We start from the raw sequence: 12,362 nt of genomic DNA on the forward strand, positions 1-12,362 counted from the left end.
TGCCATGATATCGGCAGGCCGCAAACGCCCGAGATCGCCTGATCTAAAGGAAGCTCTGCGGATCGATATCGAGCTGCACGTGAATGGAGCCGCGCTCCTTGGGCGATTGCGCCAGCATGGTGCGCAGGTAGGCCTGCATGTCGGAGTTCCGGCGACCATGCACGAGGAGCCGGAAGCGATGGCGTCCGCGCACCAGCGCCAGCGGCGCCTCGGCCGGCCCGAGCACGGAGATGCCCGTCACCTGAGGTGCCGCGTTGCGCATGCTGCGCGCATGCCCCTCCGCATCCTGCCTGGTTTCCGCCGAGACGATGATCGATGCCAGCCGGCCGAACGGCGGCAGGATCGCCCGCTCGCGCTCGGCGATCTCGCGCTCGTAGAAGGCGCCCGCGTCGCCCGAGACGATCGCCTGCATCACGGGATGCTGCGGCTGGTAGGTCTGCAGCAGTCCGTGGCTCTTCAGACCCGTCCGCCCGGCGCGACCCGTCACCTGCGACAGCAGCTGGAAGGTCCGCTCGGCTGCGCGCGGATCGCCGTTCGCCAAGCCGAGATCCGCATCGATGATGCCGACAAGCGTCATCAGCGGGAAGTTATGCCCCTTGGCCACCAACTGCGTGCCGATGACGATGTCCGCCTCGCCCTTGGCGATGGCGTCGAGCTCCAGCCTGAGCCGCTTCACTCCGCCCATGATGTCGGAGGAGAGCACGATGGTCCGCGCCTCGGGAAAATGCCGCTCCACCTCTTCCGCGATCCGCTCCACCCCCGGCCCGCAGGCAACGAGATGGTCGAACGTGCCGCATTCCGGGCAGGCCTCGGGCGTATGCTGGTGATATCCGCACTGGTGGCACTGCAGCTGCCGCTTGAACCGGTGTTCGACCAGCCAGCTGGAGCATTGCGGGCACTGGAAGCGATGACCGCAGACCCGGCAGAGCGTCAGCGGCGCATAGCCGCGCCGGTTCAAAAACAGCAGTGCCTGCTGCTTCTTCTCCACCGTCTTGCCGATGGCCCTCAAGAGCACCGGCGAGAGGAAGCCCCCGCGCTCCGGCGCATGTCTTCGCATATCGACCAGATGCAGATCGGGCAGCGCCGCGTCGCCGAAGCGGGTCGGCAGATGGATGGTCGTATAGCGCCCACTCTGGCCGTTGACCTGGCTTTCCACCGATGGCGTGGCCGAGACCAGCACGAGCGGGAAATCGCCGATCCGGGCGCGCACCACAGCCATGTCGCGCGCATTGTAATAGACGCGGTCTTCCTGCTTGTAGGCAGGATCGTGCTCTTCATCGACGATGATCAGCCCGAGATCCTCGAACGGCAGGAACAGCGCCGAACGCGCCCCCGCCACGACCCGGACCTCCCCGGTCACCGCCTGCCGCCAGACCTTTTCGCGCGTCTTCGGCGCCAGATCGGAATGCCACTCGGCGGGCTTGGCCCCAAACCGGTCCTGGAAGCGCTCGAGGAAACTGGCCGTCAGCGCGATCTCCGGCAACAGGATCAGCACCTGCTTGCCGCGCTTCAGCGTCTCGGCAATTGCCTCGAAATAGACTTCCGTCTTGCCCGAACCCGTGACGCCATCGATCAGCGATACCGCGAACTGCCCGTTGCGGACCTCTTCGAGGATCTCGTCGGCCGCCTCCTTCTGCGGACCGGCGAGCCGCGACGGCGCGAAATCCGGATCCGGCTTCGCCACGATCGGCGGCGGCGGCAAGAAGATCGTCTCGAAGATCCCCTGCGCGATCAACCCGTCGACGACGCTCGTCGAAACGCCGGCCGCATGCGCCAGGCCGATCCGCGTCCACGACAGCCCGTCGCCGGCGGCATCGAGCACGCGCGCGCGCGCCGGCGTCATCCGCTCCGGCTCGCCGCCGACGAAGCGCAGTCCCTCGACCATCGGCTCCGGATCGAACGCGTTCGGCACGCGCAGCGCCATGCGCGCCACCAGCCCCGGCGGCGACAGCGTATAGCTCGCCACCCAATCCACGAAATCGCGCATGTCCTTCGAAAGCGGCGGGCAATCGAACACCTTGGTGATCGGCCGAAGCTTCTTCGGATCGACGCCCTCGTCTCCCCCCTCCCAGACGGCGCCCATCACCTGGCGCGGCCCGAGCGGCACCTGCACGACGGAGCCGGGCTCCACCGCCATGCCCTCGGGCACCGAATAGGAATAGGGCCTGGGCGCCGGCATGGGTACAAGCACCGACACCGTGCGCACGGCGGGCGGCGGCTCGATCGGGCCAAAGAGGTCGGACGAATCTATGCTCATCGGGCGCGACCATGCCCGCAACGAGACCAAAATGAAACCCGCGACATCGCGCTATCAATCGTCATCGTCGTCCTCGCCGGCAATGGTACCGGTAAGCCGCATGCCTTCGATCCAGGTGGCGCCGTTCTCGCGGATCACCTTGCGCGGCCTGACCCCGCAGCGCTCGCGCACGGCCTCCGCCAGCTGCGCCGAATGGGTGACGATCCACACCTGGCTGCTCTTCGATGACGTCGCGATCATATCCGCCAGCGGTTCCAGCATGTCGGGATGCAGGCTCGCCTCCGGCTCGTTGAGCGCGATCAGCGGCGGCAGGCGGTAGGACAGCAGTGCTGCCGCCAGCCCGAGAAAGCGGATCTGGCCATCGGAAAGCTCACGCGGCTGGAACACCCGATGCGGAAAATCGGGAAAGGCGAGCCCGAACGATGCCGTCTCCTCCGGCTCCGGCACCACGAGCCGTGCGCCGCCGAAGGCCGAGGCGACGACGCGGTCGAGATCGACGGTATCCTGCCGCGTATGCCTCAGCGTCGCGAACACAGCCGCCAGATTGGCGCCGTCCTCATCCAGCATCGGCCCGGTCACGGCGAGGCAGGGCTGGCGTAGCGGCGAGGCGCGGTCGGTACGGAAGCCGTGAAAGAAGCGCCAGTTGGCCACCACCCGGCGAAAGGCGGCGATCTCGGGAAAGTGCCCGGCATCGCCAAGCAGCGCCATCGCCGTCTCCGACGTCAGCGCCTGATCCGGATAATCCTGCATCCGCCCGGAGCCATCGCGCACCTGGATGGAAGGCCCCGCCCGCTTCATCATGACAACCGGCCGCCCGTGATCGACGATCAACTCCTCGGCCTTCACCTGCGGCTCCAGCGGAAACCCGGCAGCCGCCTCTGGCGGACGCAACCCGACCTCGACCCTGTAGCGAAACGTAACGGCCCGCTCCTCATCCAGAAGCTCGACCTCAAGCCGCACCCGCGCCGGCCCTTCATTCTGCTTGCGCGTGCCGGACCACAGCACCGAGAACATGCCGCCCTCGGCCGCAAGCTCGCGCACCAGCCGCCCGGTGACGGCCGCCTGCACCAGCTGCAGCGCACGATAAAGATTGGATTTGCCGACGCCGTTCTCGCCGAGAAACAGCGAGGTCTCCGACAGATCCATGCGGATCGAGCGGAGCGACCGGTAATTCTGGGCGAACATGGAGCGGAGTTGCATGCCCCGCTTTACCCCATCCGCTCAGCGAAATGAATGGGCATCGGCCATCTCGGGCAGGCTTGGCTCGACGAGAGGCTGGAACCGCGCGTCGCCATCGCGCTTCAGCGCCTCGACGGTGTGCGTCTCCAGCGCCCTTGTGACGTCGTTGATATCGCCATCCAGATGCTCGACCGGGATCATGTCGCCGATGATAAAATCGAAACGGTCGCCGCGCTTGTTGAGGAGTTCGTGGAACACCGTCATGTCGCGCAGCTCCGTCGACCACTTGGCGAACCAGTAGAACAGCCCGGAATTGCGCGCCGTCATATGAACAGGCAGGATCGGCAGATTGTACTTGCGCGCCAGCCCGACGGCGGACGTCTTCCACGGCCGCTCGTTGAGCCGGCCGTTCGCCCAGTAGGCGATGCGTCCGGACGGAAACAGCACCGTCGCCTTGCCCTCGCGCACCGCATGGTTCGTCAGCTGCAGCGTCTCGCGCGCCTTCAGCTTGCTCTTATGCTCGTCGCGCCACTCGACCGGAATGATCATCTCGGAAAAGCGCGGATTGACGCGCACCGCATCACGGTTGGCGAACACCATCATGTCAGGCCGCCGCGTCTTCAGCAGGTCGAACACCGCGACGCCATCGGCGATCCCGGTCGGATGGTTGCTGACCAGAATGAAGCCGCCCTTGTCGGGTATCCGCTCGGCATTGGTCACGCCGATATCGAGATTGAGCAAATTGCTCATATACTCGAAGCACTGGAAGCCCGGCATGTTGGCGATGTCGTTGGCGAAGGTCATCGCCTTGTTGTAGCGCAGCAGCGTATAGAGAAACGGCCGCATGACGGGCCACAGCGGGTGGCCGACGATGCGTTGTCCGCGTTCGGCGATCAGCGTGTCGACGATATGTCCGGGTCTGCCTTGGGAAACGAGCGCGATCGTTTCTGCGAATTGTCCGAATGCCGTCGTGGGTTGGCGCCGTGCCATGCAAGATCCTGCCTCGTTGGGAAACCAGTTATCGCGATTATTATGATCGAAGCATGACAGGCACTTGGCCGATGTTAGCGATTCCATAACCGTCCCTCAGGCAAAATTGGCGGTCTGGCTGGCAAATTCAAGAGGCGGAAACGTGAATGAACTCCTGATCATGGCCGACGCGCGGCTGATGGCGGAACGCGCCGCCTGGCTGCAAAGCCTAGCCGGCGAACGACGTCTCTCGCAGCACACGCTCGACGCCTATGAGCGCGACACCCGCCAGTTTCTGACCTTCATGACCGGCCATCTCGCCGGCCCGACGACGCTCAAGGATATCGAGGCGCTGCGGCCCGCCGATTTCCGCGCCTTCCTCGCCGCCCGCCGCCGCGACGGCACCGGCGCCCGCTCGCTCGGCCGCAATCTCGCCGGCCTGCGCTCGCTGCTGCGCCATCTCGAAAAGAAGGGGCTGGTGAACGCCGCCGGCGCCGGCGCCATCCGCTCGCCGAAGCAGCCGAAATCGCTGCCCAAGCCGCTCTCCGACACCCAGGCCGTCACCGTCGTCAGCAACGAGGCACAGCTGCATGACGAACCCTGGATCGCCGCCCGCGACGCCGCCGTCATGACCCTGCTCTACGGCTGCGGCCTGCGCATCTCCGAAGCGCTCGATCTCCTGCCCGGCGACATCACGCCAGGCGCCACGACGCTGCGCATAACAGGCAAGGGCAACAAGACCCGCCTGGTGCCGCTGCTCTCTGTCGTCTTCGAGGCGATCGACAAATACCGAAAGCTTTGCCCTTATCATCTAACCGCCGACCAGCCGCTGTTTCGCGGCGCCCGCGGCGGCAAGCTGCAACAGGCGATCATCCAGCGCACCATGCGCATGATGCGCAGCGCCTTCGGCCTGCCGGAGACCGCCACGCCACACGCGCTGCGCCACTCCTTCGCCACCCATCTTCTGGCCGGCGGCGGCGATCTCAGAACCATCCAGGAACTGCTCGGCCATGCCAGCCTGTCGACCACCCAGGTTTACACGGGTGTGGACGCCTCACGCCTTCTCGACGTTTACGACCGCGCCCATCCCCGGGCGTAATCCTTTGTTAACCTGTTCCCTTAAAGGAATATGGAAGGCCCAGCGCGTAAAGCTTGTGGCAAATCCTTTGTGACCGGAACACCATCATGACGATCTCCCTCGGCCACCGCAGCCTTTCCACCGCCTTGCCGGCTCGCTTCGGCAACATCGCGCTCTGGCTGATCGCTGCCGTCCACGTGCTGGCCGCAGCACTCCTGATCGCCACCCTCGTCTCCATCTCGCCGGCGTCAGCCGCGGATGACGCAAGCTGCACCGGCCGCAACATCCTCGACGACCTGAAGGTCAGCAACCCCTCGCGCTACGAGCAGGCGGTCAAGGAAGCCGACGCCGTGCCGAACGGCAAGGGCATATTCTGGAAGATCGAAAAACCGGGCATCAAGCCATCCTGGCTCTTGGGCAGCATGCACGTCACCGATCCGCGCGTGCTCGACCTGCCCCCGCGCACCAAGGCCGCCCACGACGCCGCCGATACCATCGTGATCGAATCCGACGAGATCCTCGACGAGAAGAAGGCCTCGGCGGCTCTGATGATGAAGCCGGACCTGATGATGTTCACCGACGGCACGACCATCGACAAGCTGCTCTCGCCCGAGGATTACACCCGCCTCGAGGCCGGCCTGAAGACGCGCGGCATTCCGCTCGCAGCCGTCTCGCGCATGCGCCCGTGGATGATCTCGAGCGTCGTGGCGCTGCCCGCCTGCGAAATGGCCCGCAAGGCCAAGGGCGTCCAGTTCCTCGACCAGAAGATCGCCACCGACGCGGTCGCCCAGGGCAAGCAGGTCAAGGGCCTGGAGACGCTCGCCGAACAGCTGCAGGCCATGGCCGAACTGCCCACCGAATTCCACATGAAGTCGCTGATCGAAACACTGGAACTCGGCTCGAAGATGAACGACGTGGTCGAGACCATGACCGATCTCTACCTTTCCGGCGATATCGGCATGACCATGCCGATGCTGAAGACGGTAACGCCCGAGGGCGCCGACGACAGCAGCGACTACGCCGCCTTCGAACAGCGCATCATCCTCGACCGCAACAAGATCATGGCCGAACGCGCCGCCCCGATCCTGGCCACCGGCAACGTCTTCATGGCCGTCGGCGCGCTGCATCTTCCCGGCGAAGGTGGCGTGATCGAGCTCTTGCGCAAGCAGGGCTTTACGGTGACGGCGGTGAACTGAGGGCGCCGAGCCGCCTGCCCATATGGGCGATCATCGCCTTTACGATGACATTGTGGAACGGCGTGATCACGGCGATATAGATCCGTCCGATCAGGATCTTGCGATGGACCAAAGTCGTGGCCTTCACCCGTTTCATCTCGCCATCGGCTAAATCCTCGACGTCGATGACGATGCGAAAGTCGAGATGCTTGTCATCGAAACCAACGACGACCTGCCGCTCCGTCTTTGCAAGCACCGGAAATATCCCGACCTTTTCCATTGCTTCCGGCAGATCGTGCGCATCCGTCCGCAACCCGAAAAGCGGACCAACGATCAGGTTACGCAACCTCATCAGCCCGCTGATCCAGAACGGCGCGTAGCCCAGCATCAGCCGGGCAGCCTCGATCGCATCGAATGACGCAGCCGGCACTGAAAGCTGATAGCAGTCGGCCCAGTCAGCCAGCGGCAACGCCGGATGCGGCAGGCGAGGCAGGATCTTCGAAGGTTTGGCTGGCATCAACGACATTGATCACGTCTCCGGCAATATCCTCCGGCAACACATAGCACATCCCGCGACACCGAACCGCCCTCTGCATCGCCCTGCGGCAATACGCGCCGCCGATCGGCAATGAGTCAAGCTCCCCGGTTGCCGCAAAAGTCCCCTCCCCAACCCCTCCCCACAAGGGGGAGGGGCTAGCTTGTGGCGACGCCGAGCATCGCTTTTACCTCTGCATCAATTGAGAGAGCAAAGTTCTGCCGAGCGATTGCCGCCCGGGAGCCCCTCCCCCTTGTGGGGAGGGGTTGGGGAGGGGTCTTACGACAACGAGCAAATCGCGCGAGGGTTAGCCAAACGAAAGAGGCCGCGGTCCTCTCGAACCGCGGCCTCTTCGAAGCATATGGCAAAGCCTTACATATGGATCGGCTTGAAGAACGCAGCAAGCGCCGCTTCCTTCACCGCTTCCGACATGGTCGGATGCGCGTGGCAGGTGCGGCCGAGGTCTTCGGCGGAGCCGCCGAATTCCATCAGGACGGCGATCTCGTGGATCATTTCGCCGGCGCCGAAGCCGACGATGTGGCCGCCGAGGACGCGGTCGGTGGTCTTGTCCGACAGGATCTTCACGAAGCCATCCGTCGCCAGCATGGCGCGTGCGCGACCATTGGCCGTGAACGGGAACTTGCCGACCTTGTAGGCGACGCCAGCAGCCTTCAGCTCTTCCTCCGTCTTGCCGACGGAGGCGACTTCGGGCTGCGTGTAGACGACGCTCGGGATGACGTCGTAATTCACATGGCCATGCTGGCCGGCGAGGATTTCGGCGAGTGCCACGCCCTCGTCTTCAGCCTTGTGCGCCAGCATCGGGCCCTTCACCACGTCGCCGATCGCGTAGATGCCGGCAACGTTGGTGCGGAAGTGACCGTCGATCTCGACGCGGCCGCGATTGTCAAGCGCAACGCCCGCTTCCTCGAGACCGAGGCCGGCTGTGTAGGGAATGCGGCCGGTAGAGATCAGCACCACATCGGCTTCGACGGTGACAGCAGCGCCGCCGGCGACCGGCTCGAAGGTCACCTTCGCGCCCTTGCCACCCTTTTCGACGCCCGTGACCTTGGAGCTCAGGTTGATGTCGACGCCCTGCTTGGCGAGCATGCGCTGGAACTGCTTGGAAACGTCGCCATCCATCGCGCCGAGGATCTTGTCGAGATATTCGATGACCGTGACCTTGGCGCCGAGGCGCGACCAGACCGAGCCGAGCTCGAGGCCGATGACACCGCCGCCGACGACGATCATCGTCTCAGGCACCTTGTCGAGCGCGATCGCGCCGGTGGAGGAAACGATCACCTTCTCGTCGATGTCGACCTTCACGCCAGGAATGCCGGCAACGTCGGAGCCGGTGGCGATGACAATGTTCTTGCCTTCGATTTCCTGGGCCTTGCCGTCCTCAGCCGTAACCGAGACCTTACCAGCCGAGACGATCTTGCCGGTGCCGATGAAGCTGTCGATCTTGTTCTTCTTGAACAGGAAGGCGACGCCGTCGACGTTCGACTTCACGGTGGCGTCCTTGTGGGCCATCATCTTGTCGAGGTTCAGCTTCGGCGCCGCGACCTCGATGCCGAGCGCGTCCATGCCGTGGCCGGCCTGATGGAACATTTCCGAGGCATGCAGCAGCGCCTTGGAGGGAATGCAGCCGACATTCAGGCAGGTGCCGCCGAAGGTGGCGCGCTTTTCGACGACGGCGACCTTGAGGCCGAGCTGGGCCGCCTTGATGGCAGCGACATAGCCGCCGGGGCCGGTTCCGATAACGATCACATCATAGGACATTGTTGCTTTTCCTTTTCGTTATTTGCTTAATCCGCCGCGCGGGCGAGCGCGAGACGGAAGCCGAAGCCGACCAGAGCGGCGCCGGTAATGCGGTTGAACCATTTGCCGCTGGCGATGAAACGATCGCGTACGGCCTTGACGGTGAAGAAGGTGGAGACGGCGGCAAACCAGGCGACCAGCGCGGTCGCCATGCCGATGCCGTAGCTGAACTGGATGAGGCCGGGCGTGTCGTGATGAACCAGCGTCGAAAACAGCGACAGGAAGAACAGCACCGGCTTCGGGTTCAGCGCATTGGTAATGAAGCCCATGCCGAGGCAGCGCAGCGCAGAGATCGGCTTGCGATCCTCTTCGCTGACCTTGATCTCCGCCACGTTGAAGCCCGGCGCGCGAAACGACTTGATGCCGAGATAGACGAGGTAGGCGACACCCGCCCACTTGATCATCGCAAACAGCATCAGCGACTGCGACACGATCAGCCCGAGGCCAAGGATCGTGTAGCTGATGTGGAAGAGCAGCGAGAAACCCATGCCGATGCCGGTCATGATCGCGGCGCGGCGGCCATGCACGATGCTCTGGCGCAGGATCACCGCGAAGTCGGCGCCCGGCACGACGATGAAGATCGAGAAGACGGCCATCAGGCCGAGAAATTCGAGAACATACTGCATGCTCATACCGCCCTTGAAATGATGAACCCGATCATCGGCCGCCGCTTACATTGAGGATCGCGCCGGTGACATAGGATGCGTCCTGGGATAGCAGATAAAGCACCGCGTCGGCGATCTCTTCCGCCGTGCCGGCGCGCTGCATCGGAATGCTCGGCGCCATGTCGCGCGCCCTATCCGGCAGGCCGCCGGAAGCGTGGATTTCGGTGTCGATGACGCCTGGCCGCACCGCGTTGACGCGCACGCCCTCGGTCGCCACTTCGCGAGCCAAGCCGATCGTGAAGGTGTCGATCGCGGCCTTGGAGGCGGCGTAGTCGACATATTGCGAGGGCGAGCCGATGATCGCCGCCATCGACGAGATATTGACGATCGCCCCGCCCTTGCCGCCATGTTTGGTCGACATGCGGCGCACGGCCTCGGCCGCGCAGAGGATCGAGCCCGTGATGTTGATGCGCATCATCCGCTCGATGCGCGCCACCGACATCTCGTCGATACGGGCGGGTGCATCGACGATGCCGGCATTGTTGGAAAGCCCGTCCAGCCGGCCGAAGTGGTGGTCGATGGCTTCGAACATCTGCGTGATATCGGAGGCCTCGCCGACATCACCCTTGATCGCGATGGCATCACCGCCGCCGGCCTTGATCTTGGCCACGACCTCATCGGCCGCAGCCTTGTCGGCGGCGTAATTCACGGCGACGCGCCAGCCCTTGGCGGCGGCCAGCAGGCTGATCGCAGCGCCGATGCCACGGCTGCCGCCGGTCACGAGAAGAACGGGTTGGTCACTCATGACGCACATTCCTTGAAGTCGAGCACATCCCAGGGCGCCACCGAAGCCTTGCCCTTGCCCCAGATCGACGAGGCGCGAATGGCCGGTCCGATGCCGGGGAACAGGATCTTGTCGGCCGCCTGCCCGGCTTCCGGCTGCAGGTTGTCGAGCTTGCCCTTGGCGTCTATGCCGTAGACCATGCCCTGCCAGATCGTGCAGGCCTCGAGATCGGCCCCCGTCGCGTCCCCGTCAGGGCATTTGAACATGACCATCGCGAGCGACCGCGCCGGGTCCTCCGACGGCATGACATAGCCGTCGAGCGTAAGCGGCGTCTTCAAGACCTTGACCGTGAAGCGATTGCTGGCAGCGGCCGCGGCTGACGCGATCGGCGTGAAGCGCAGCTCGTAGGCGCCGTCGCGATCGGCATAGACGGCATTGGCCTGCTTGCACTCCGCCGCCATCAGCGGCTGGGCGCAAAGGGTGGCGGCAAGCAGGAGCGCAGCCGCACGCATCACGGAATGGCCGGAAGCGAGCGCGGTATTCGATGAGCGGAAGGCGGGTTTCAGCGACATCAGGTGTTCCGGTGCTGAGGCGAAAAGGGCCGCTCGCGCGGCCCTGTCGGTCTCTTAGAGATCGAGAACGAGGCGTTCCGGATCTTCCAGGCTTTCCTTGACGCGGACGAGGAAGGTAACGGCTTCCTTGCCGTCGACGATGCGGTGGTCGTAGGAGAGCGCGAGATACATCATCGGACGGATGACGATCTGGCCGCCGACGACGACGGGGCGATCCTGGATCTTGTGCATGCCGAGAATGCCCGACTGCGGCGCGTTCAGGATCGGCGAGGACATCAGCGAACCGTAGACGCCACCATTGGTGATGGTGAAGGTGCCGCCCTGCATGTCAGCCATCGAGAGCGAACCGTCACGAGCCGACTTGGCGAGACGGCCGAGGTCCTTTTCGATCTCGGCGATCGACATCTGGTCGGCATCGCGGATGATCGGAACGACCAGGCCCTTGTCGGTGCCGACGGCCATGCCGACGTGGCAGTAGTTCTTGTAGATGATGTCGGTGCCGTCGATTTCGGCGTTGACGGCGGGCAGTTCCTTCAGCGCGTGGGTGACGGCCTTGGTGAAGAAGCCCATGAAGCCGAGCTTCACGCCGTGCTTCTTTTCAAACACGTCCTTGTACTTGGCGCGCAGTGCCATCACGGCGCTCATGTCCACCTCGTTGTAGGTGGTGAGCATGGCGGCGGTGTTCTGGGCGTCCTTCAGGCGCTTGGCGATCGTCTGGCGCAGGCGCGTCATCTTCACGCGCTCTTCGCGGCCGGCATCCTCGACCGTCGACGGGCCGCGAGCGGCGGCAGGGGCTGCCGGAGCAGCAGCGGCAGGAGCCGCGATGCCCTTGGCGACGGCGGCGATCACGTCGCCCTTCAGAACCTGGCCGCGCTTGCCGGAGCCATCGACCTGATCGGCCGAAAGGTTGTTTTCAGCGAGCATCTTCGAAGCAGCCGGTGCCGGCGGCATCGAGGAAGCGGCAGCGGCAACCGGTGCGGCAGCGGCCGGTGCCGGCTCGGCGGCCTTGGCGGGAGCGGCAGCTGCGGCCGGAGCGGCGGCAGCGGCGCCAGCGCTAGCAGCGATCTGGCCGAGCAACGCGTCGAGACCGACGGTTTCGCCGGCCTGCGCGACGATTTCGGAGAGTACGCCGGCAGCCGGTGCCGGAACTTCGATGGTCACCTTGTCGGTTTCAAGCTCCACCAGCGGCTCGTCGGCCTTGATGACATCGCCGACCTTCTTGAACCAGGTGCCGACGGTTGCCTCGCTGACGGATTCACCGAGAGTTGGAACGCGGATTTCTGTGGCCATTGTTCAAATCCTGAATTTTGATCTTTGTGATGTTTGACGGCATTCCGGCGCGACCGGCCGGGGTCTGAATTAATGCGGAGAGGAAACACGGGCGCGCTCC

At 64.6% G+C, this 12,362-nt stretch carries 11 protein-coding genes; 2 read left to right on the forward strand and 9 right to left on the reverse strand.

All coding sequences use genetic code 11. The annotated features are described in order from the left end of the window. Positions 1–43 precede the first annotated feature (43 nt). Genes QTL96_RS29610 through QTL96_RS29620 form a run of 3 tightly spaced genes read right to left on the reverse strand, consistent with a single transcriptional unit; the run spans position 44 to position 4,426 of the window. Positions 44–2,257 (reverse strand): primosomal protein N', encoded by a 2,214-nt coding sequence (locus tag QTL96_RS29610; RefSeq protein WP_113011871.1) that lies wholly within the window; start codon positions 2,255–2,257, stop codon positions 44–46. Between the two features lie 54 nt (positions 2,258–2,311). Continuing rightward, entirely contained in the window at positions 2,312–3,457 is a 1,146-nt protein-coding gene (locus QTL96_RS29615) for an AAA family ATPase (RefSeq protein WP_289730252.1), read from the reverse strand. Between the two features lie 21 nt (positions 3,458–3,478). Continuing rightward, positions 3,479–4,426 (reverse strand): 1-acyl-sn-glycerol-3-phosphate acyltransferase, encoded by a 948-nt coding sequence (locus QTL96_RS29620; protein WP_289730253.1) that lies wholly within the window; start codon positions 4,424–4,426, stop codon positions 3,479–3,481. Positions 4,427–4,568: 142 nt separating this feature from the next. On the opposite strand from QTL96_RS29620, the gene QTL96_RS29625 reads away from it, so the two are divergent. Then, on the forward strand, positions 4,569–5,504 hold the full coding sequence (locus QTL96_RS29625; RefSeq protein ID WP_289730254.1) for a tyrosine recombinase XerC: 936 nt from the start codon (positions 4,569–4,571) through the stop codon (positions 5,502–5,504). 86 nt (positions 5,505–5,590) lie between these two features. After that, on the forward strand, positions 5,591–6,679 hold the full coding sequence (locus tag QTL96_RS29630; RefSeq protein WP_289730255.1) for a TraB/GumN family protein: 1,089 nt from the start codon (positions 5,591–5,593) through the stop codon (positions 6,677–6,679). Here QTL96_RS29630 and QTL96_RS29635 read toward each other — a convergent pair. The 6 genes from QTL96_RS29635 to odhB all read right to left on the reverse strand — a co-directional run bounded on the left by QTL96_RS29635 (position 6,657) and on the right by odhB (position 12,262). Next, positions 6,657–7,184, reverse strand: coding sequence for a DUF2867 domain-containing protein (locus QTL96_RS29635; RefSeq protein WP_289730256.1), 528 nt, complete (start codon positions 7,182–7,184; stop codon positions 6,657–6,659). The two genes, QTL96_RS29630 and QTL96_RS29635, sit on opposite strands and share 23 nt — an antisense overlap. A gap of 381 nt (positions 7,185–7,565) precedes the next feature. Next, the gene (gene lpdA / locus QTL96_RS29640) at positions 7,566–8,972 is read right to left on the reverse strand and encodes a dihydrolipoyl dehydrogenase (protein ID WP_289730257.1); all 1,407 of its coding nucleotides are present in this window, start codon (positions 8,970–8,972) and stop codon (positions 7,566–7,568) included. Between the two features lie 26 nt (positions 8,973–8,998). Continuing rightward, positions 8,999–9,637 (reverse strand): LysE family transporter, encoded by a 639-nt coding sequence (locus QTL96_RS29645; RefSeq protein WP_047509208.1) that lies wholly within the window; start codon positions 9,635–9,637, stop codon positions 8,999–9,001. A 31-nt stretch (positions 9,638–9,668) separates the two neighbouring features. After that, positions 9,669–10,421 carry an SDR family oxidoreductase gene (locus tag QTL96_RS29650; RefSeq protein ID WP_289730258.1) on the reverse strand — a complete coding sequence of 251 codons (753 nt, stop codon included), beginning with the start codon at positions 10,419–10,421 and terminating at the stop codon, positions 9,669–9,671. Further along, positions 10,418–10,912, reverse strand: coding sequence for a hypothetical protein (locus QTL96_RS29655; RefSeq protein ID WP_289730447.1), 495 nt, complete (start codon positions 10,910–10,912; stop codon positions 10,418–10,420). The genes QTL96_RS29650 and QTL96_RS29655 overlap by 4 nt, the downstream gene beginning before the upstream one ends. A gap of 114 nt (positions 10,913–11,026) precedes the next feature. Continuing rightward, positions 11,027–12,262 carry a 2-oxoglutarate dehydrogenase complex dihydrolipoyllysine-residue succinyltransferase gene (gene odhB / locus QTL96_RS29660; RefSeq protein ID WP_018902321.1) on the reverse strand — a complete coding sequence of 412 codons (1,236 nt, stop codon included), beginning with the start codon at positions 12,260–12,262 and terminating at the stop codon, positions 11,027–11,029. Positions 12,263–12,362: the final 100 nt, after the last annotated feature.

The sequence above is a fragment of the Rhizobium sp. S163 genome (genome assembly GCF_030380805.1).
Classification (GTDB): domain Bacteria; phylum Pseudomonadota; class Alphaproteobacteria; order Rhizobiales; family Rhizobiaceae; genus Rhizobium.

Coding starts and splice junctions, on each gene's coding strand:
- lpdA (WP_289730257.1), bottom strand. CDS start 8,972: ATGTCCTATGATGTGATCGTTATCGGAACCGGCCCCGGCGGCTATGTC.
- QTL96_RS29645 (WP_047509208.1), bottom strand. CDS start 9,637: ATGCAGTATGTTCTCGAATTTCTCGGCCTGATGGCCGTCTTCTCGATC.
- QTL96_RS29630 (WP_289730255.1), top strand. CDS start 5,591: ATGACGATCTCCCTCGGCCACCGCAGCCTTTCCACCGCCTTGCCGGCT.
- QTL96_RS29635 (WP_289730256.1), bottom strand. CDS start 7,184: ATGTCGTTGATGCCAGCCAAACCTTCGAAGATCCTGCCTCGCCTGCCG.
- QTL96_RS29615 (WP_289730252.1), bottom strand. CDS start 3,457: ATGCAACTCCGCTCCATGTTCGCCCAGAATTACCGGTCGCTCCGCTCG.
- QTL96_RS29610 (WP_113011871.1), bottom strand. CDS start 2,257: ATGAGCATAGATTCGTCCGACCTCTTTGGCCCGATCGAGCCGCCGCCC.
- QTL96_RS29620 (WP_289730253.1), bottom strand. CDS start 4,426: ATGGCACGGCGCCAACCCACGACGGCATTCGGACAATTCGCAGAAACG.
- QTL96_RS29655 (WP_289730447.1), bottom strand. CDS start 10,912: ATGCGTGCGGCTGCGCTCCTGCTTGCCGCCACCCTTTGCGCCCAGCCG.
- odhB (WP_018902321.1), bottom strand. CDS start 12,262: ATGGCCACAGAAATCCGCGTTCCAACTCTCGGTGAATCCGTCAGCGAG.
- QTL96_RS29650 (WP_289730258.1), bottom strand. CDS start 10,421: ATGAGTGACCAACCCGTTCTTCTCGTGACCGGCGGCAGCCGTGGCATC.